The sequence below is a fragment of the Pseudomonas sp. AFG_SD02_1510_Pfu_092 genome, from assembly GCF_003331055.1.
Lineage (GTDB): Bacteria > Pseudomonadota > Gammaproteobacteria > Pseudomonadales > Pseudomonadaceae > Aquipseudomonas.
This window is the reverse complement of the sequence record NZ_PUQD01000009.1, coordinates 1-20,837: the sequence shown is the minus strand read 5'-3', so window position 1 is coordinate 20,837 and position 20,837 is coordinate 1. Positions and strand designations below refer to the sequence as shown.

The 20,837-nt window shown below is 61.1% G+C and carries 17 protein-coding genes; 14 read left to right on the top strand and 3 right to left on the bottom strand.

What is annotated here, in order from left to right; all coding sequences use genetic code 11:
- Positions 1 to 105: 105 nt before the first annotated feature.
- On the top strand, positions 106 to 1,962 hold the full coding sequence (locus C6A77_RS06450) for an ABC transporter ATP-binding protein (RefSeq protein ID WP_114168644.1): 1,857 nt from the start codon (positions 106 to 108) through the stop codon (positions 1,960 to 1,962).
- A 40-nt stretch (positions 1,963 to 2,002) separates the two neighbouring features.
- Here the strand turns inward: C6A77_RS06450 and tssM are convergent, their stop codons facing one another.
- The 3 genes from tssM to vasI are packed head-to-tail and all read right to left on the bottom strand — an operon-like array spanning position 2,003 to position 7,721.
- Complete coding sequence (tssM, locus tag C6A77_RS06445; RefSeq protein ID WP_114168642.1) at positions 2,003 to 5,632, bottom strand: type VI secretion system membrane subunit TssM; 3,630 nt, start codon at positions 5,630 to 5,632, stop codon at positions 2,003 to 2,005.
- On the bottom strand, positions 5,629 to 7,086 hold the full coding sequence (gene tssA / locus C6A77_RS06440) for a type VI secretion system protein TssA (RefSeq protein ID WP_114168640.1): 1,458 nt from the start codon (positions 7,084 to 7,086) through the stop codon (positions 5,629 to 5,631). The genes tssM and tssA overlap by 4 nt, the downstream gene beginning before the upstream one ends.
- Positions 7,074 to 7,721: a type VI secretion system-associated protein VasI gene (gene vasI, locus C6A77_RS06435; RefSeq protein WP_178082378.1), complete on the bottom strand. Its 648-nt coding sequence runs from the start codon at positions 7,719 to 7,721 to the stop codon at positions 7,074 to 7,076. Before vasI ends, tssA begins: the two co-directional genes overlap by 13 nt.
- A gap of 311 nt (positions 7,722 to 8,032) precedes the next feature.
- Here vasI and tssB point away from each other — a divergent pair, with 311 nt between their 5' ends.
- From tssB to C6A77_RS06370, 13 genes are all read left to right on the top strand, one after another.
- Complete coding sequence (gene tssB / locus C6A77_RS06430) at positions 8,033 to 8,536, top strand: type VI secretion system contractile sheath small subunit (RefSeq protein WP_114168638.1); 504 nt, start codon at positions 8,033 to 8,035, stop codon at positions 8,534 to 8,536.
- Positions 8,537 to 8,553: 17 nt separating this feature from the next.
- The gene (tssC, locus tag C6A77_RS06425; RefSeq protein ID WP_114168636.1) at positions 8,554 to 10,041 is read left to right on the top strand and encodes a type VI secretion system contractile sheath large subunit; all 1,488 of its coding nucleotides are present in this window, start codon (positions 8,554 to 8,556) and stop codon (positions 10,039 to 10,041) included.
- Positions 10,038 to 10,448, top strand: coding sequence for a type VI secretion system baseplate subunit TssE (gene tssE, locus C6A77_RS06420; protein ID WP_114168634.1), 411 nt, complete (start codon positions 10,038 to 10,040; stop codon positions 10,446 to 10,448). The genes tssC and tssE overlap by 4 nt, the downstream gene beginning before the upstream one ends.
- Before the next feature lie 3 nt (positions 10,449 to 10,451).
- Positions 10,452 to 12,218 carry a type VI secretion system baseplate subunit TssF gene (gene tssF, locus C6A77_RS06415; RefSeq protein ID WP_114168632.1) on the top strand — a complete coding sequence of 589 codons (1,767 nt, stop codon included), beginning with the start codon at positions 10,452 to 10,454 and terminating at the stop codon, positions 12,216 to 12,218.
- A complete protein-coding gene (gene tssG, locus C6A77_RS06410) occupies positions 12,182 to 13,198 on the top strand; it encodes a type VI secretion system baseplate subunit TssG (protein WP_114168630.1) in 1,017 nt (338 codons plus the stop codon). Before tssF ends, tssG begins: the two co-directional genes overlap by 37 nt.
- Positions 13,195 to 13,758, top strand: coding sequence for an FHA domain-containing protein (locus tag C6A77_RS06405; RefSeq protein ID WP_114168628.1), 564 nt, complete (start codon positions 13,195 to 13,197; stop codon positions 13,756 to 13,758). The genes tssG and C6A77_RS06405 overlap by 4 nt, the downstream gene beginning before the upstream one ends.
- Positions 13,755 to 14,549 carry a type VI secretion system lipoprotein TssJ gene (gene tssJ, locus C6A77_RS06400; protein WP_114168626.1) on the top strand — a complete coding sequence of 265 codons (795 nt, stop codon included), beginning with the start codon at positions 13,755 to 13,757 and terminating at the stop codon, positions 14,547 to 14,549. Before C6A77_RS06405 ends, tssJ begins: the two co-directional genes overlap by 4 nt.
- Before the next feature lie 52 nt (positions 14,550 to 14,601).
- Positions 14,602 to 15,936, top strand: coding sequence for a type VI secretion system baseplate subunit TssK (gene tssK, locus C6A77_RS06395; protein WP_114168624.1), 1,335 nt, complete (start codon positions 14,602 to 14,604; stop codon positions 15,934 to 15,936).
- Between the two features lies 1 nt (position 15,937).
- Positions 15,938 to 16,807 (top strand): type IVB secretion system protein IcmH/DotU, encoded by an 870-nt coding sequence (gene icmH / locus C6A77_RS06390; protein ID WP_114168622.1) that lies wholly within the window; start codon positions 15,938 to 15,940, stop codon positions 16,805 to 16,807.
- Between the two features lie 112 nt (positions 16,808 to 16,919).
- Positions 16,920 to 17,429, top strand: coding sequence for an Hcp family type VI secretion system effector (locus C6A77_RS06385; protein WP_114168620.1), 510 nt, complete (start codon positions 16,920 to 16,922; stop codon positions 17,427 to 17,429).
- Positions 17,430 to 17,520: 91 nt separating this feature from the next.
- Positions 17,521 to 19,689, top strand: coding sequence for a type VI secretion system tip protein TssI/VgrG (gene tssI / locus C6A77_RS06380; protein WP_114168618.1), 2,169 nt, complete (start codon positions 17,521 to 17,523; stop codon positions 19,687 to 19,689).
- Entirely contained in the window at positions 19,686 to 20,618 is a 933-nt protein-coding gene (locus C6A77_RS06375; protein WP_114168616.1) for a DUF4123 domain-containing protein, read from the top strand. The genes tssI and C6A77_RS06375 overlap by 4 nt, the downstream gene beginning before the upstream one ends.
- Positions 20,611 to 20,837, top strand: a 227-nt coding sequence (locus tag C6A77_RS06370) for a toxin VasX (protein ID WP_193901367.1), incomplete at its 3' end; no start/stop codon positions are given. The genes C6A77_RS06375 and C6A77_RS06370, both read left to right, overlap by 8 nt.

The following is a 20,837-nucleotide window of genomic DNA, read 5'->3' as shown; positions in this document are numbered from 1 at the left end:
GACACCCGGATGCGCAAAGGTTACCCCGAAAACCGCACGAACCCCTGCAGCCCTGAGCGTTCTGTATGGTTAGCGGCCAGGCAAACCCTGCATTCGGAGACCAGCATGCTGCGTATTTTTGAACGATGGCTCGACCCCTTCCCGCCTGACGAGGTCCCGCCACCGCCGGTTGGCCTGTTGCGCTTCATGTGGGCCTGTACCCGCGGGGCACGTGGTTACATCCTGGCGCTTGCGTTGCTCAGCGCCGGGGTGTCGATTTACGAAGCCTGGCTGTTCGCCTTCCTCGGCCAGGTGGTCGACCTGCTCGCGGCCTGGCAGACCGGCGGTGCTGCTGCGCAGGCCGAAGAAAGCCGCGTACTGTGGGGAATCGGCATCGTCCTGCTGATCAGCATCGGCTTGGTGGCGCTGCGCACGATGGTGCAGCACCAGGTACTGGCGATCAATCTGCCGCTGCGCCTGCGCTGGGACTTCCACCGGCTGATGCTGCGCCAGAGCCTGTCGTTTTTCTCAGACGAGTTCTCTGGCAGGGTCACCACCAAGGTCATGCAAACGGCATTGGCGGTGCGTGAAGTGCTGTTCACCGTCATCGAGATCCTGCCCGGCATTGGCGTGTACTTCATTGCCATCATCGCCCTGGCCGGCGGCTTCGCCTTGAAGCTGATGCTGCCGTTCATTGCCTGGCTGCTGCTGTTCGGGCTGGCCATGCTGTATTTCGTGCCACGCCTGGGCAAGGTCGGCCAGGAGCAGGCGCATGCGCGGTCGTCGATGACCGGGCGGGTGTCGGACGCGTATACCAACATCACCACGGTAAAGCTGTTCTCGCACTCCCGACGTGAAGCGCACTTCGCGCGCGCGGCCATGGAAGACTTCAAGCAGACAGGCTTTCGCCAGATGCGCCTGGTGAGCCAGTTTGAAATCGTCAACCAGGCGCTGGTGGTGGGCCTGATCCTGGGCGCCGGTGGTTATGCGCTGTGGCTGTGGCACCAAGGCCAGGTCGGCACCGGGGCCGTTGCGGCGATCACCGCCATGGCCTTGCGCATCAACGGCATGTCGCACTGGATCATGTGGCAGATGACCTCTTTGTTCGAGAACATCGGCACCGTGCAGGACGGCATGGCTACCCTCACCCGCGGCCCCAAGGTGCAGGATGCGCCGAACGCCGGTGAGCTGGTGGCCCGCGGCGGCGCGGTAACCTTCGACCAGGTCAGCTTCAATTACAACGGCGAGCGCCAGGTGCTCGACAACCTGAGCCTGCACATCCACCCGGGCGAAAAAGTGGGGCTGGTGGGCCGCTCCGGCGCCGGCAAGTCGACGCTGATCAACCTGCTGCTGCGGTTCTACGATGTGGACAGCGGCGCGATCCGCATCGACGGGCAAAATATCGCCGAGGTCACTCAGGACAGCCTGCGTAGCGCCATCGGCATGGTCACCCAGGACACCTCGCTTTTGCACCGCTCGATCCGCGACAACATCGCCTACGGCCGCCCCGATGCCACCGAAGCGCAAATCCGCGCCGCTGCAGCCAATGCGCAGGCCGATGGTTTCATCAGCCAGCTCAGCGACCGGCAGGGCCACAGCGGTTACGATACGCTGGTGGGCGAGCGTGGTATCAAGCTGTCTGGCGGCCAGCGCCAGCGCATCGCCATTGCCCGGGTGATGCTGAAGAACGCGCCGATCCTGCTGCTGGACGAAGCGACCAGTGCACTGGACTCGGAAGTGGAAGTGGCAATTCAGGAGAGCCTGGATGAAATGATGCAGGGCAAGACCGTCATCGCCATCGCCCACCGGCTGTCGACCATTGCCGCCATGGACCGGCTGATCGTTCTCGATGAAGGGCGCATCGTCGAGCAAGGCACCCATGTGGAACTGCTGGCGAAGAATGGTACCTACGCACGGTTGTGGCGGCACCAGAGTGGCGGCTTCCTGGGTGAAGACCAAGGGGTGGCCGAGGCGGTGGAGTAGGCTGTCTGGCGGCCCGGCCCTGCCCCGGCGTGTATTGAGGTTAGCGGCGCTGGCGTTCGATAGATGGCGCGTCCGCTAGCACCACTTCCCCTCCATTGACTGGCTGTTGCAACAGGCCGCGCGGCAAGTGGAAGCCTTTGAAGGGTTGCTGGGTGATGGGGTTGAAGGCTTTTTCCGCGTTCAGCCGATAGCGCATCACGCCATCTCCGGCCCTGAAACTCAGGTCCACGCTGGTCGCCGTGCGGCCATTGAGCGAACCCCGGCTGAGCAAGCGGAACATCGACCATGGCCCTCGGTATTCCAGGCTGCTGCTGTTGCCGTTCTGCCTGAGCAGCGTCAGGTTGCTACGCACGTGCTGCCCCAGCGTGTTGGGCCAGACGATGCCGATGATCTGGCTCGGGCCGTGGGTGTAGGAAATCAACTGGCCATCCAGATCGAGCAGGCTGGTGCGTTGATTGGCGCTGAGCCCCAAGGGCTCGATGCTGAACTGCACGCTCAGGTTTCCGCGCTGATCGAAGAAGGTCTCGCGGATGCGCTCTGCCCGTTCCAGCTGTTCGAGCACATCGCTGCGGATCAGCGACTGCCCCGACTGGCCGGCCTGGAGGGCTTCGAGGTTTTCCCTCAGGAACAGCTTCAGGTACTGGTCGTGGAACTGCTGCAACCGGCCCTTTGGCCCGAAGAACGCTTCAAAATCATCCAGGGCAGCGTCAGGCGCTCGCACCACGAATGGATAACGCCCGGCCAGACGCTGCTGGAAGAAACTGTAGACGTCGGCATCCCAGCGCCGCTCCAGCTCACGCAATGCTTCGACGTTGAGCACTTGTGCAGTTTGCTCCGCGACCTTTCTGACCTGCTGATTGAGCGGTTCCGGCAAACCGGTGGCCACCCGCTGCAAGGTGCCGATAGGGTCATGCCCGCTCAGGGCAAAACGCTGAAGCACGGCATGCAAGGCGGCTTTGCCACGGTCCGGGCTGCCCTGCACGGCCTTGGCGTAGTCGTGCACGGTCGCCAGGGCGACAAGGGTTTCATCGTAGTAGCTCGGTTTGTCACCGGTGGCCTTCGACATGGCATTCAGGCCGGCGAATGCCCGCTGGATGGCCAGGACCTGCGGCGGTTCGGCGTTGCGTCTTGGCAGCTGCGCGGTCGCTGCGCCGGTCGCTGCTTCGATACCCGCTGGCGACAGCAACTGCGTATTGTCCCGCACCGTATCCAGCAACCGCTGCAGTGGCGCCGCCGGCCCGGCCAGCTGCTGCAGAATGGTGACGCCGTGGTCCAGATCTGCGAAATCGGCAATCACGAAGGCATTCAACGCTCGCCGCCAGCTGTCGATGTAATCACTGCTGTACAGGTTACGCAGGCGTTCGACCAGCGCATCCCGATCGGCAGGCGAGTAATCCAGCCGGTCGCGCTCACCCAGCGCCCACTGGTCAATCATGGCCATGTCGGCAAAGCCCTCGGTGCGTGGCTCGAAATAGTCGCGAAATCCTTTGCCGGTAAGCATCGCCGCCAGCAGAACGCCCGCATCGCCCTGATCTGACGCGGCAGACGGCTGGTACACCACATCGAAGGCCGGCCCGACCTGCCGACGCAGGTCCAGGCCGGTGTGCAACTGCTGTTCGGCTTGCTGCTTGAGGCCGGCATATACCCGCTGTGGCAACGGTACCTGGCGCAGTGTCTGCTGCACTTCGGCGATACGCTGGCGGTATTGCGGCAACTCGGTATCGGCATAGGCCAAGGCGTACTGCAAATGTTGCATGAGGTCGCGTTGCAGTTGCCCTTGCCCGGGGAATGCCTGTTGCCACTGCCGGGCCATCCACTGCTCGACCCACTCGGAGCGGCGGTTGTGGCGGTCTTCGAGCATGCGGTACACCCGCAGCGCGGCCATTTGCTGTTCGCTGCCGGGCGGCGCAGCGTTCATTGCATCGATCACCCCGCTGGCCAAGGCCGGCAGGAAGCGCCTGGAGAGCAAATCCAGGTACGCCTGATCGACACGAGGGCCGATTGCCCGCCCCTGATACAGGCCCAGGTCGGCAACGCCCGGCCACGCTGCGCGATAGTCACCAAATACCGACACGGCATCGCGGATCTGCTCCAGTGGCGCCAACAGGTTGCGCCCGGTCGGGTCCAGGTGCTGCTCCACTTCGTGGTGGCTGTACTCGCGGCTCTTGGCAAGCACCGTGCTGGCCTTGCTGTCATTGATATCGAAATAGCGCTGCCAACTGGCAATGACCACGCAGAACGCCAGCACGCCTACACCAGAGCCGGCCCACAGCAGTCGCCGCTTGCTGCCAGCCACCCTGACATTGTCACCGGCAATGCCGTTTTCCCGGTAGATCACCTGCCTGAACGCGTGCTGGATGAAATAGGCCGACGTCTTGCCCGGTACCTTGCCTTCACGCAGTGGAAGCGTTGTCGTGTAGGGCTGGGCCGCCTCACGGACGAACGCATTGAGCATATCGCCCTGTTGCGCCACCGAGGAGAAATACACACCACGCACCAGCGCTGGCGTGGTGAAGCGGTCACTCGCCAGGGTATCACGCAGAAAATTCAGCAGTATCGGCTGCAGCCCGACCAGTTGTGCATGCAGGGTAAACAGACGCGCAGCGGACGCAGCATTGTCCAGGCGACGGAGCTGATCGAAGACCTGCTCGAACAGCCTACTGATCAAGCGGTCATAGTGCTCGCCATATTCAACCAGCCAGGCATCGAACGAATCGACGGTAGCCAGCGTGAACGTGAAACCCAGTACCTTTTCCCTGCCGCTAGCCGAGAGTTTGCCGTACAGCTGATCGAAGCCATCCAGCAGATCGAACTTGGACAGCACCACGTACAGCGGCAAGCGCGAACCCAACTGGCTACTCACCTCGTACAGGCGCGTGCGCAACACATGAGCCAGTGCCAGACGTTGCTCGGCCGTTCCATGTAGCAGCACAGGCAGGTCGACGACCAATACCAGCCCATTCAGCGCTCTTTGGCTGCGATTGCGCAGCAGCCACCCCAACAGGTGCTGCCACAGCCTGGCCGGGGCTGCGGGCGGCACGCCCGGGCAAGGTTCTGCTGACGCGCCTGCCGGGGCCTCCTGGCTGATGAAAACACCCGGGGGATCGATGATCACCGCGTCATTGCTGACCCACCAGCCCACAGGGTAGGCAAGCACTTGGTCCTGCCGACCACGAGCCTGGGCGCTGTCGATACGGGTCAGGGCGAAATTCTGCTCGGTGCGGTCGATGAAGCTGGTCTTGCCTGCGTGTACACCACCCAGCACCAGATACCAGGGCAAGCGGTACAACGCACTTCGCCCGCCAGCATTGGCAAAGTAACGTTCAAGCGCCTGGTCCAACGCCTTTTCTTGCGCCCGGAGAAGCGGCAACGTGCGATCCGCTTCGGCCGCAACCGCCTGCTCTCGCTCCGCTTGAAGGCGGCGAAAGCGCCGACGCAACAGCAGCAGCCAGAAACACAGTGGTACCAGCACGAGCAGCAAGCTCGCCACCACGCGATCCGCGCCGTTGGCCAGTGGTTGACGCGCACGCCAGGTCCATTGCGGGCCAAGCCACCAGATCGCGATCAGCAGCAGCCCGATACCCAGCGCGAGCAGCAGCGGCATCGCCAGACCCATGCGGTTAGCCAAGGGCAGCGCCCAGCGTTTGAGTTGCTTCCAGGTTAGATTCATCGGGGGTCCGGATCCTTGTGCTGAACGGCCAATGCAGTGAATGTCGCGTGTTGTTGAAGTCGCTGGAACAGGTCGGGCTCCCAGGCGTCAGCAGTCGTCTGCTGCATCGTTCGCGCTATGGCGGCGCACAAGTCCTGAGCCAGCCAGGACACGCCTCGCGTCGCCAGCAAGTCAGCGGCGATCAGCGTGGTGTGGCAACGCTCACGCGGGGAGTGAAGCGCGCCTTGCATCCCCTGCAGCCGCAACAGCACCTGCTCGACACCAATGCCCTCCAACTGCGCGATGAGTTCCTCGCGCAGGCCGCGAAACTCTTGGGCGGCAGCGCCCTGCTCGGGCATTTCCTGGCGACCTTTGAGCCAGGCCAGGCACTGATCATCGACAAACGCCGTGCCATCGCTGAAGCACAGTTGCTGCAACGAAGGCAGGCGCTGGACAAACCGCGCGGTCGTACTGCGAATGGCCTCGCTGACCTCCGCCATGGCCAGTTGCGACGCCACGCTCGCGGCCAGGAAACTGCCCCGGACCCAATAGGGCGCAGCGGTAATGCTCTTCTCCAGCCGGTGCAGCAACGTGATGTCAGGCGACGCTGCAGCTGCGGCTTTTTCGTAGCCCGCGACAACCTCTGGCGGTACCGCTATCAGCCCTGTGCAGTGCCGCTGTGTCACCACCGGCGCTGCCTGGATATGGCCCCACAGGCCGAAACGACGTAACTGGTAGCCCGTCGGGTCGTACGGGTCCTGTTGATTGATGAGTTCGGCCATACGCAACACGGCGCGTCGGGTTTCGCGTTCGTTGCCCGGCGACGCACGGGGTGCGGGTGCTGCAATGACGTCCGTCAGCGACACCGGCGGGGTAGCTGCAACCGGCTCGGCAGCCACGCCAACGGCATTGGCCTGGTCCATGTGTTTGACTAGCAAACGCCCCAGTTCGGCCAGAACAGCAGCATCCAGCTGGGCCACCGCCTGTTGCTGCTTCAGGCGTAGCAACGCCTCCTGTGCCGCTGCCGCGTGGGCAGGGGCATAGCTGAAGCGATCAAGGCGCGGCAGCGCGGCGGTCAGGCGACTGAGCACAAGCCCGACCAGCTTGCGCTTGCCCAGGAAACCTTTGGGCCCCGGATTGGGGTATGCGGTTTCCCAGTAGCGCTCAACCATGCCAGCCAATAACGCCAAGGTAGTGCCCCAGCGCTCCCAACAACCACTGCGCAGCCATACGACACCCAGATGTGCCACGATCCGCAAGTGCTTGCACTGCTGCACCAGGTACAGGCAGGACGCCTCTTCGATGTAGGCCCAGTCGATCGAAGCCTCCTGCAAGCCGCCCAGTTTGACCATTTCCTGGTCAATGGCCTGGTAGGTTTCGTCCTCCATGTCAAACAGCCCAGCCGGTGTTACCGGATCGATCGGCAGCAGCAGCCGGGCGAGTTGTTCCTCCAGCCCACCCGTTACCAGCGACATGTGCTACGCGCCTTGCTGATCAGCAGGTCCAGGCCCTGGGCGTCGAATGTCAGGCTATCCACTGCCGGGTTGTCACTACGCAGCTGTATGCGCTGAGCCCCGATCAGTTGCTTGATCTGTTCGATGGCAGGAAGCCCCCGCCCTGCGTCCAGCACCTGACCGTTCTCCATCACCTGCCAGGGGGTTGCAACCGTGGACGCACGCTCCCCTTGCAGCTGAACCTTTACCCATCGCGCGTCCAGGGGGCGCGCGGTAATCAACTGCAGCCTCGAAATGCTCTCGATGCAGCTGATCGCCAGGTACGGACGCGGCTCGGCCGATGCAATGGCCGGTGCTGATATCACCAACCCCTGCAAACGCCAGTCATCTTCGCCTGCGCTGGCCAGAAAGGTCAGATCATCTGGTTTTCGCGCGCTTTCGTTTGCCATTACACGCAGTACGCTGGGCGCCGCTTGCTCCGGCGCCGACCACTGCTGCTGGGTGACATAGGCAGGCGTATTGGCTGCCTGATCAAAACAAGCAAGACGCGCCACATTGGACATGATCCGCGGACAATCCAGCACAGGGCTCGCCATTGCCGGCAGCAAACAAAACAACAACGAAAGCATGGCGCCACAGCAATAGCGGGCAGTCATCGCAAGTTTACTCCCTTCGTCAGCATCACATATCCCTTACGTGATAAGTCTCACTTTCCTACAAATAAAACCCGCCACACCTAACAACCCTCAAGCTGCCAGGCCGAACGAACTGCGCGGAGACTAGTACACAAGCAACCCACAATACAAACAAATATTTTTTTACACCTTACCGCTCGACTAAAGCCACTTTCCACAGGCATGGTTTTTATGCGCAAGCAAACCCGGCGAGCTCACAGCCTTATATTAAATACCAATTTGTAGGACGCTTCTTACATATAGGGATCGCAATTAAACAAGGAGATGAGTGCATGAGTAATTCTTTTGGCTCCGTTGCTCCAAAAGAGCGCATCAACATCAAATACGTACCGGCCACCAGTGACGAAAAAGCCGAAGTGGAACTGCCCCACAAAATGCTGGTTCTCGGTGACTTCGGCCTGGATGACAGCCGTGCCCTGGAAGACCGTCCGGTGATGCGTATCGACAAACACACGTTCAACAACGTGCTCAACGACGCCGAGGTACGCCTGCACCTGTCCGTGCCTTCCATGCTTGGCGCAGCCCCTGACGCAGAGCTTGCGCTCGAGCTGCAGTTCACCTCGATCAACGACTTCGGGCCGGACCGCATCGCTCGTCAGGTGCCGGAATTGAACAAACTGCTGCAACTGCGCGAAGCGTTGGTCGCCCTCAAAGGCCCGCTGGGCAACGTTCCGGCATTCCGCAAGCAACTGCAGCACCTGCTCAACGACGAGCAAGCCCGCAAACAACTTGCCCAGGAGCTTGACTTGGTGCTTGAAGCACCAAAAGTCGACTGAGACAACGGAGCGTCCCTATGCCAAAGCCAAACAGCACCACTGCCGTTGAAGCAACTCGCGAAAACCTGAGCAGCGCGACCTTGCTTGACCAGATCATGGCCGAAACCAAGTTGATACCCGCACAAGAAGGCTATCAAGTTGCCCGCCAGGGTGTGTCTGCCTTTATTACCGAAATCCTCAAAAGCAATGACCCGGATCAATTGATCAACAAGCACCGTGTCGACCAGATGATTACACAGCTTGATCGACTGCTCGGCAAACAAATGGATGTCATTCTGCATCAGCCCGAGTTCCAGCAACTGGAGTCTGCGTGGCGCAGCCTGAAACTTTTGGTCGACCGTACCGACTTCCGTGAGAACATCAAACTCGAGGTCCTGCATGTCAATAAAGCGGACCTGTTGGACGACTTCGAAAATGCTGCCGATATCACCTGCAGCGGCCTGTACAAGCACGTTTACACGGCAGGCTACGGCCAGTTTGGTGGCGAGCCGGTTGCGGCCATGCTCGGTAACTACAACTTCGGCCCCTCCTCCCCGGATATCAAATTACTGAGCTACATGGCGTCCGTTGGGGCCATGTCGCATGCACCTTTCCTCGCGGCGCCCTCACCGGAATTCTTCAACCTCGGCAGCTTCGAAGAGCTGCCCAACCTCAAAGAGATCAAAGACATCTTCGCCGGCCCACGGCATGCCAAATGGCGTGCGTTCCGCGAAAGCGAGGATTCCCGTTACGCTGCGCTGGCCGGGCCGCGCTTCATGCTCCGTTCCGCCTACCACCCTGAAGAAAAGACCATCGAGAGCTTCAACTACGAAGAAGACATCGCCGGACGGCATGACAACTACCTGTGGGGCAACTCGGCGTTCCTGCTGGCCAGTTGCATCAATGACAGCTTTGCCCGTTACCGCTGGTGCCCGAACATCATCGGCCCGCAATCGGGCGGCGCCGTCGAAGACTTGCCAGTGCATCTATACGAATCGCTGGGCCAGTTGCAGGCCAAAATTCCGACCGAGGTGCTGATTTCCGACCGCAAGGAGTTCGAACTGGCCGAAGAGGGTTTCATCGCCCTGACCATGCGTAAAGACAGCGACAACGCTGCATTCTTCTCGGCCAATTCGGTACAGAAACCCAAGCGCTTTGCCAAGACCAACGAAGGTTTGCAAGCGCAGACCAATTACAAGCTCGGCACCCAGTTGCCCTATCTGTTCATCGTCAACCGGCTGGCCCACTACATCAAGGTGCTGCAGCGCGAGCAGATCGGCAGCTGGAAGGAGCGACGCGACCTCGAGGCCGAGCTCAATACCTGGATCAAACAGTACGTCGCCGACCAGGAAAACCCGTCTGCCGATGTCCGCAGCCGCCGTCCGTTACGCGCCGCCCGGATCGAAGTCTCGGACGTTGCCGGTGATCCAGGTTGGTACCAGGTTTCACTCGCCGTGCGCCCGCACTTCAAATACATGGGGGCCAACTTCGAAATCTCTCTGGTCGGGCGGCTCGACACGCAATGAGTGCGCTCTTCGATCGCTTGAGCGCAGACCCGGCCGTCAGCCCGAACCCCTCTCGGCAGGAGAACGCAGCCCACCTGTTCGCTGCCATCAAGCGCCACCTCGAAACGCTGCTGAACGCGCGCAAGGGTTGCTCACAGAGCAGCCCTGAATTGGGCCTGGCCGATTTCAACGGGCATGACGCAAGCAGCGGCGATCTGCTCGAGCAAGTGAGTACCGATATCCGCCGCACTATCGAGCGCTTTGAACCCCGCCTTCGGGTGCGCGCCCTCAAAGCGGTACCGGATTGCCATGCGCCCCTGGAATTGCATTTCAGGCTGGACTGCCAGGTGCAGGTCAACAACCACACGCAGCAGCTGCAACTGGAACTGTTGGTGAACGGGCATAACCGCCAGACCCGAGTGAGGTGACACATGTCTCTGAAGGACCGCTTCAGCGAGGAGCTGCGTTACCTGCACGAACTGGGTAACGACTTCGCCAAGGACAATCCGCGACTTGCCCGGTTTCTTGGCAACGGCGCGAGCGACCCGGACGTCGAACGCCTGATGGAAGCCTTCGCCTTCCTGACGGCGAGGTTGCGGCTCAAGCTGGAAGACGACCTGCCAGAGCTGACCCAGCCCATGCTGCAGTTGCTGTGGCCCAACTACCTTCGGCCGCTGCCCAGCGCAACGATCATCCAGTTCGTGCCACGCAAGCAGTCGCTTAGCCAGTCACAACAGATCCCCAAAGGGTCAAGGTTGTTCTCCAAACCGGTGGACGGTGTCGCCTGCGAATTTCGCACCTGCACGGCGGTAAACATCCACCCGTTCGCAATCGACACGGTTGGCGCCACGCAGACCCTGGACAGTTCCGTGCTGCGCATCGGCCTGCAAACCCTGGCCGAGCGACCGCTGGATACTGTGGGTTGCGCCAGCCTCGACTTTCATTTGAGTGGCGATCAGCGCACTGCCCGCACCCTGTATCTGTGGCTTTCGCAATACCTCGAAGAGGTCAGCGTAACTTTCGATGGCGAAGTTCGCCGGCTGCCGCCCAGCAGCATTGCGTTCCCAGGTTTCAGCCCGGACGAAGCCCTGCTGCCCTATCCGCAGAACGTCTTCGATGGCTACCGCATCCTGCAGGAATACTTCATGTTCCCGCAGCGCTTTCACTTTTTCACCCTCACCGGGCTGCACCGGTTGTGGCCCGCGGCGCGAAGCCCGCAGGTGGCCATCGAGTTTCATTTCAACCGCCAGTTACCGGATGCGCTGCGGGTCGGCAAAGCAGATTTCAAGCTGTTCTGCGCACCCGCCATCAACCTGTTCAATCACAGTGCCGAGCCCATCGACCTGTCCAGCGAGGTTGCCGATGTCGAGCTCAAACCCAAAGGCGCGGAGCGGCACGCTTACGAAATTTTCAGCATCGATGAGGTCGTCAGCACTCGCACCACGCCAGACGGCAGTACCGGCGAACACCTGAGAACCTTCCGCCCCTTCGAGTCGTTCGCGCATGAAATCGAACATGTTCAGGGGCGTACGGCGTTGTACTACCGCTGCACCCTCGAAGCGGCGCTGAGCGGCGATGGCGTCACGCATCGCATGGCGTTCGTGCGCGCCGATGCCAACGCCTACATCGGCGAGCTGGAAACGGCCTCCATCGACCTCACCTGCAGCAACCGCGACCTGCCACTGGCGTTGAACATCGATGACATCAACGTGACCACCGAAGCCACACCGCCCCTGGCCACCTATAGCAACATCTGCGCCCCTACGCGCCCGTGTCGGCCAGTGCTGGACGGCCAGCTGCAGTGGGCCCTGATTTCCAACATGTCGCTCAATTACCTGTCGCTGCTCTCGGTCGAGCCGCTGAAAGCGGTCATCCGTGCCTATGACTTCCTCGCCTTGCACGACATTCAGCAGACGCGCACCACCGCCAAGCAACTCGAGGGTATCCGCGACATTCGTACAACGCCGCTGGATTGGCTGATCAAGGGGCAGCCCATCCGTGGCCTGCACACCCAACTGAAGCTGGATCAGGCGGCCTTCCTCTGCGAAGGCGATCTGTACCTGTTCAGTTGCGTACTCGCTCACTTCTTCGCCCTGTACGCGAGCATCAACTCCTTCCACCAGCTGGAAGTGATCAACACGACCAACAACGAGCACTACACATGGCCCATCCAGACCGGCAAACAACCGCTGATCTAGCCGACAAGCTGCTCGCCAAGGCGCACCAGTACAACTTCTTCCAGTTACTGGAGCGGTTGCATGGGCTATACGGTGACGACCTCGAACCGCGCTGGCCAAGCGAGGCCACCCGGTTACGCGTGCGACTTGCCAGCGACCCACGGCTGACTTTCCCTGTTACGGACGTATACAAAGCCGAACGCATGCCTGGCGAACAACGGCGCTATCGCGTGTGCACGACCTTCATGGGCCTGCACGGTACCGACTCGCCCCTGCCCACCTATTACCTTGAGCAAGTGGCCTATGAGCATGCCCAGGGTATCGGTGCGCGCCCGGCCTTCTTCGACTTCTTCAACCACTACCTGCTCAGCCTGCTGCACCGCATCTGGCGCAAATATCGCTACTACATCCGCTTTCAACCCGGCGCCACCGATGGCTTCTCGCACTACATCTTTGCCCTGCTCGGCCTGAACGACAAACAGCTGCGCGGTGATACGGCGCTGCCCTGGAGCCGGCTGCTCAGCTTCGCCGGCGCCATTGCCAGCCGTAGCCGTGCCCCGGGGACGGTGGCCGGCATCATCGCCCATTGCTTCGACCTGAAGCAGGTGCAGATCCGTGAATTCGAAACACGCTCTGTAGCCACGGCAGCGCAGCAGCTCGCAAGCCTTGGCCATGGCAACTGCGAACTGGGCCGAAGCTTCATGGTAGGTCGCCGCACGCGCACCCGTAGCAGCAAGTTCACCATCGTGATCAGCGAACTGGACCAGGGTCAATTGCGTGACTTGCTCCCCAGCGGCATCAACTTCGGCCGCTTGCGCGCGCTGATCGATTTCTTGTTACGTGACGGCCTGGCCTACGACCTGGAACTGCGCCTCAGGCAGAACGCGCTGGCGCCTTTCTGCCTGCACCGCAGCCAAGGCGCCTTGCTTGGCTGGACCAGCTTCGTAACTGATCGTCACGGCCAGATCCGCCCCGTCGTGCGCTTTCGGGGGCGCTCATGAGCACATTGATCCTGAGCATCAGCAACCTCGAACAGTTGCAGCACAACGTTGTTGCCCGGCATCACTTCGACAGCACGGGCGGCACCATCGGCAGCGCAGCGGCCACCTGGCAGATCGATGACCGTGCCCGCACCGTTGCGCCGCTGCATTGCGAAATCCGCTGGATCGAGGGCAGCTTCTGCGTCATCGACCATTGCAACCGCACCTACCTGAACGACAGTGCCCTGAGCCTGGGCGCGCTGCCACCAAGGCGGCTGGCAGAAGGTGACCAATTGCGTATCGGCACCTGTCGGCTGCGGGTTCAGCTGTCAGCCGCCGATGCACCTTCGCTGGCAGACCTGTTCAACCCTGGGCGGAAGCTACTCGACCAGTTGATAGCCGAGGTGCCGGCCAAGCCTTGGCTAACCGAACCTTCAGTCGCAGCGGCCGCTGCCGAGATCTGCTCACTGTTCGCGGCAGCGCCAGGAAAGGACCCCTTGGCGGCACTGGATGCCGCGGCAGCCACCGGATTGACGCGGGACAACCCGCTGCTGCAGCTGATCTCAGGAGAACATTCATGACCGCGCATCCGTTCGCAGCTGCCCTGCTGGCCGTGCTGCTCGGGCTTTCTGGCTGCACCTCCTTGAGCCGAATGAGCCAAGTCGCCATGGACCCCTCCTTACCCATCGGGCCGCCCACGGATCATCCGACCGAGGTTGCCTTCAGCATCAACGCCAGCCCTACCCTCAACGGCAACCCGAACAGCGTCGACCTTGGCGTTGAGCCCGAGAGCGCTCTGGAGCCCAGCCCTTACGCTGTCAGCCTGAGTGCCGGTGACCCCATCGCCCTGACCGAGAAGGTCGGGACGCTGTTCGAATACCTTCAGCAACAATTTCCCGCCGTGTCGCCGGTCGTGACGGACGGAGAAGATGACCCAGGGCCGCTTCGCTCCCCCTTGGAAGAGAGCACCCCCGGCAGCTATGACGACCCGACAGTAGTACTGACACTGCCGCGCCCGCCCACCCTGGCCACTACGTCCGTTGCGACGCCCATGGCGATCAAGATTCTGCAACTGCGCGACGACTCACTGCTGCGCAACAGCGTTTATCAGCTGCTGTACACCGACCCCGCCAAGGCCCTGCGCAGCACCTATATCCGCGATGACGATTACCTGGTGCGACCCGGCCAGTTCAAGTTCATCCCCTTTGCGCCCATCGAGGCAGAGACCCGCTTCGTAGCGGTGATCGGCGACTACCGAAACCAGGAAAACGCGACCTGGCGCCAAGTGCTGCGCATTCCCCCACGCGGTCACCAGATCGTTCTGTCGGTGCTACTCAACGACACCCAGCTGCTGCTCAAGGAAGAAGACTGATGCCGTTGCCAGCCCTGCCCTTTCGCCCTGCTCACGCTGACACGGAGTTCTCATGAGTACACGTAACCCTGTCCTCTGGCCTGAAGGCCTGTACGTAAAACCGCAGCATTTCCAGCAAGCGCTCCGGGCCAGTGAAGCGGCCCTGCATCAACGTCTCGGCAGCCTCAATGCGGTCTTTTACGGTTTCAGCGAACTGCAGTTGAACGACGAGTACCTGAGCCTGGGCAAAATCGCCATCACCCGGGCCCGGGGTGTCATGCCGGACGGCACCGTATTCGATATCCCCGCAGACCTACCACCACCGCCACCGTTGGAAATCGACGACGGCTCGCAGGGCAGCGAAGTGTATCTGTGCTTGCCTTTACGCACCGAGGGCGGCCGTGAAGTCAGCTGGCCCGACGATGCGGGCAACTTCCGCTATGTTGCCCAGGCGCAGGAGATAAAGGATACCCATAGCGCTGACGGCGACCTGGCGCAGGTCGAGCTGGCCGTGCCCAACCTGCAGCTCAAACGCCAGGCCGATGACAGCAGTGCCTATACGCGCCTGGCCTTGGCGCGCATTCTGCAACGCCGTCCCGATGGCAGCCTGCAACTGGATGAAGCGTTCTACCCCACCTGCGTGTCGCTGCGGGCAGTGCCGGCGCTGCAACGTTTTCTCGAAGAAATCACCCATACCCTGCGTGAACGAGCGCGCAATCTCGCTGCCCGCATTGGCGGTGCCGGCCAGTCCGGTGTTGCCGATATCCGCGATTTCAACCTGCTGCAGGCCATGAACCGCTGGTGGCCCTGCTTCCAGCACCTGGCCAGACAAGCCCAGACCCACCCCGAACAGCTGTACCTGTGCATGAGCCAGGCGTGCGGGGAGTTGGTGACCTTCACTGACGAAAGCCGGCTGCCGCAGGAATACCCGGCGTATCACCACAGCGCACTGCGCACTTCGTTCAAGCCGCTCGAAGACACCCTGCGCCGGGCACTCAGTACGGTGCTGCAACCACGTGCCGTGTCGTTGCCACTGGTAACACGGGCCTATGGCGTGATGACCACCACGCTGGAGGATCGCCGGTTGATCGATGCGGCCGATTTCATCATCGCTGTCCGCGCCGAAATGCCCCCTCATGTGTTGCGCCAGATGTTCGTGCAGAAAGTCAAAGTCACTTCGCTGGAAGCGCTCGAGGAACTGGTGCCGTTGCAACTCCCGGGCATCCCTTTGAACCTGTTGCCCGTGGCACCACGCGACCTGCCCTTCCACGCAGGCTTCAGCTACTTCGAAGTGGATCGACGCGACCCGGCGTGGAACTGCATGCAAATGGCCAACGGCTTCGGCATCCACATCGCGGGGGACTTCCCGGGTCTTGAACTGCAGTTCTGGGCGATCCGGAGTGAGTGAGATGAAAGCGACGAACAATCCGCCCACCGATGCCGCAGATGACAAGGGTGCACGGCTGCAGTCGGTGCTCAAGACACCATTGCCGGGTGAGCGACCCGCTTCCACGGCATCCGCAACCGCCGAACAGACGCCCCGGCCCGAGCCCGTTGCCGAAGGCTACCCGGCTGATCCCGAATTCAGGCTGCGCGGTGGCTACGACAACCTGATGCTGGACGCCGCTGCCCCGCTGTTCGGCCTGGTCATACGCCTGCGCACCCTGGATGAACTGCCAAACATCAAAGATGTACACCAGAAAGTGCGCAACCAGATCGAGAACATCCAGGAAGAAATACACCAGCACGGCTACGAACCCGCGCAGGCGTTGGCTTATTCATATGCCCTGTGCCTGTACATCGACGAGGCGGTGATGGAGCGGCCGTGGGGCAAGAACAGTTGCTGGAGCCAGGAACCCCTGCTCAGCATCTTCCACGACGAAACCTGGGGTGGGGAAAAATTCTTCACCGTGCTGGCGCGCCTGATGCACGAGCCTGCGCGTTATCAGGACGTACTGGAGTTCATGTATTTCGCGCTGTGCCTGGGCCTGAAGGGCAAATATGCCATTGCGCCGAAAGGTGAAGAAACACTGAAAGCGCTCATCCATCAGCTTCACGGGATGCTTCGGGAGCTGCGCGGGCCGACCCCGGAAGAAGTCTGCGACCCATACAGCAATGTCGCTCCGCGAAACTTTCGCATGAGCCGGATATGGCCATGGTGGAGCCCTCTGCTGATTTCCGTTGTGGCCATGGCTGTGGCGTACGGCATCTACAGCTATCGCCTGCACCTGATCACTACCGAAGTGCTGGAGTCGCTGAACACCATCTTGCAAAAGTAAGAAGCCCGAAATCAACGAATTGACGAGATCCCATCTCGTCAGCAAGTCCATCGTCCCCGATGGCAATGCCCCGACAACAGGGGCATGCACACTACTGAAACTGGAGCAGATCATGGCATCACCGGCATATTTGAAAATCACCGGCAACGTTCAAGGCAACATCAGCGAAGGCGCAAGCACTGCGGAGTCGATTGGTAACATTTACCAGTCCGAGTTCGAAGACGAGATCATGTTGCAAAAGGTCGAGCACGAGATCAATACACCGATCGACCCGCAGAATGGACAACCTTCGGGCAAGCGCGTACATGGCCCCTTCAAGGTGACGTTTACAACCAACAAGTCCAAGCCGCTGCTGTTGGAAGCCATCTGCAAGGCCGAATTACTGACAGAGGTGGTCATCTCGCATTATCGAGCCAGCGGCGAGGATCCAAACGAATTGTATTACCGGACCACGCTTACCGACGCGACCATCATCAAGTTGCGGACTGAACAACCGCATGCGCAAGACGCTACGCTGACGCCCCGACATCAGGAGGTGGAGGTCTGGTTCTCCTATCGAAAAATAACCGAATGCCACGAAATCTGCGGTACGGAAGGCTCCGATGACTGGCAGAAGGCTTGATACGCCATCACGCCTTTAGGGTATCGAGTGTCTCGGGCAGCAGGCTGCCCGGGGCACCTGAAAACCGTCAGACGGCGGACAAGGAATCATCATGCCTAGCCAATCCGACCTGTATTACAGCTTTCAACCCCTCGCTAGCCGATCCGCGTTCGAAGTGCTCTCTTTCAAACTGAAAGAGAGCCTCAGCAGCAACTTTCAACTGGAACTTGAGCTGATAAGCCATGAATGCGAAGTCGACTTCGGGCAAATACTCGACAAGCCTGCACTCTTTACCATCTCCCGTGCGAACCGCCCGCTGCGCCATGTCCACGGTCTGGTCAGCATTTTCAACCAAGGCGATAGCGGCCCTCACCGCACACGCTACAGCGCCCTCATCGAGCCACAACTGGCCCGCGCCAACTTGTGTTCGAACTGGCGTATCTTCCAGCAAAAGACCGTCCCGCAAATCCTCGAACTGATACTGGTGCGCCAAGGCATCAGCCAATACCAGATCACTAAAGGACTCGACCATCACGTTCGGGAATTTTGCGTACAGGCCGGAGAGACCGATTTCGACTTCTTCGCTCGTCTACTGGCCGAAGAAGGCTTCGTCTACCGCTTTGAACATACTGAAAAGTCCCACACACTGGTCATCAGCGACCGGTTACTGACATTCGGCAACATCCCTGGCGATCCATCCCCCACCCATCATGAGGATGAAGGCCTTGCCAAGGACGAGGAGCCCGCCAAGCCCTTCAGCGTGTTGTATCGGTCCAATAGCGCCGGCGCTCAGGCAACACCCTGCCTGCGACGCCTGCGTTACAGCGAAAAGGTGCGCACCGCACGCCAGGTGCAACGCGACTACACCTTTACCAACCCGGCCTACCGCCAGGAACACAGAGCCACCGGCCGCCATCTGGAACATCAGTCTTGCGCATACGAACGCTTCGATTACCCAGGCCGCTACAAGCGCGATGCCGTAGGTAAGCCGTTTACGGAAAACCGCATTAGCGCATTGCGCCACGATGTACGTGTTGCCGAAGTGCAAGGGGACGATGTACGCCTGCAGCCGGGCCTGAGTTTCACCCTCGCTGGCCACCCGCGCGCGGATTTAAACGTGCATTGGCGTGTCATTGCAGTCACTCATGAGGGCAGCCAGTTCACCAGCCTGCAGGAAGAAGCTGCAGGCGTCGAGCAGAGCACACGCTACGATCAGGTCGCGCAGCTTGTGCCCGGTAAAGCGGAATGGCGCCCTGCGCCGCTGGCCAGACCTCGCGTCGACGGGCCACACATGGCGACCGTGGTTGGCCCGCCTGGTGAAGAGATCTATTGCGATGAATGGGGTCGGGTCAAGGTCAGCTTCCCTTGGGACCGCGAGAGCCAGGACAACGAATTCAGCTCCTGCTGGGTGCGGGTGTCGCAAGGTTGGGCCGGTGGCAGCTGGGGCTCGATGGCTATACCCCGTATCGGTCAGGACGTGATCATCCACTACGTCAACGGTGACCCTGACCAGCCGATGATCACCGGGCGCACCTACTGCGGGGATCAGCTCCCGCCTTATGACCTGCCGCAACACAAGACACGCATGACGATCAAAAGCCAGACCCACAAGGGCGACGGGTTCAATGAACTGCGCTTTGAAGATGAACTGGGTCAGGAAGAGGTGTTCATCCACGCACAGAAAGACCAGAACATCGTGGTCAGGCACGACGAGACCACCCAGGTCGGCAATGACCGCAAGGAACAGGTCAATCACGACGAATCGATTCTGATAGGCCATGACCGTACCGAGACGGTCGGTAATGACGAGCGCGTCAGCATTGGCCACGACGCCACGCTCGACATCGGGCGAAACCAGACCATCAGGGTTGCCAAGGACCGTATCGAAACCATCGGCAACCACCGCCACGACCAGATCACAGCCAACCACCACGCGCGCATTGGCGGCAACCTCGAGCAACAGGTCGAAGGGCATGCCGAGTTTGAAGCCCGCGGAGAAATCCGCAGGCGCACCCGACGCTATGAGCTGCGCACAGCGGAAGCGGTGATCATTCAGGGCCCTGGCGGCTCTATCCGGATCGATGAGGCCGGCATAACCCTGGACAGCCCGACGATACGCATCAATGGCCAGGTGCTGCAATCGCCGGATGGGGCAGGCAACCTCTTTTCCCTCAGCGGCGCGCCGACCACTGGCACCCCGCTGGATCGCCAATGCGGGCGTCGCCCCGATGGTACTTGCCCGTTGCCCGATTGCCGCTGCCTCAAAGGGCCAGGCCGATGAAAACAGCACCCACACACACGCTGCCAGGCCTGGATTTCGCGAACAAGGCGCGCTTTCTACTGCTCATGACTCTGGTAATCGAGCACTCGGCCTACCGGCGAATATCCCAGATACTTCCGAACGGTGAGCTGGTTCCGGCTTATGCCCCTTCGGTAGTCGAGCTGATCGATGATGTCAGCCGGAACACTCAGCATGCATGGCTGTGGCGCGGCAGCGCGGTGGATGACCGCCATGACTTCGGGCCGTTGCTGGTAAATGTGTCAGACGCGCCCGAACTGCTCGCCCATGCAATCTCGAACTGGATGCCCATTGGCGGTGCCATCGCCCTGAATGCCGATGTCGGCTTTGCCGAGCTGGCAGACCATTTCTCCAGCCTTGTACAAATCTCGCTTGCCGATCAGGGGCTGGCCACTTTCCAGTTCAAACCAGACCACCTTGCAGCGTGGCTGGATGCGCTGGATGACGACCATCGCGCCGCTTGGCTTGGGCCTGTGTGCTCGCTGGCCTGGCGAGTCAACTGGGGGCCGGCTCACGCATGGAAGACACTTGAACGCAGCCCGACCCCTGCCCGTTCTGTTTCGCACGCCCCCCTCGCCTTGCGCAGGCTTGAACTCGAGCGGCTGCAGGCAGGCCTGCATGAGCACTTCGTGCTCACGTTGGCTCACGAAGTGTTGGCCCTGCCGCAACACCAGCGCCACACACTGGCCGAGATCAGGCAATGGATTGAAAGCCTGCTGCCGCAACTGAAAGCCCTCAACTTTCGCGACGAGGAGGTTGCCGGGCAGTTCATCCGGCTGATCGCCAGACATATGTGGCTCATGAGCAACGATGAGGCGGGGAAGATCTACACCAACCTTGAGGAGTCGCCCCAGAGCCGTCTGCGCGATCTGCACGCATTGATCGAAAGCAAGGAACACGCCCATGAATGACGCCTCCGTCAGCAGCGCCACCTCAGGCCCTGCCTGTAGCGCCCGCATCCCTATTCTGCCGGTGCGCTACGCCATCGTCCCACGCACCGGCGACATGCCCGCCTGCCGTTATGCCGATGCAGGTTTCAACCTGGAACAGGGCTTCGGGCCGCTGCACCATTCCGCCTACACCCTGCGCGCGCTGCGCCCGGGCTATGTCTACGTGTTCATGCAAGGCCC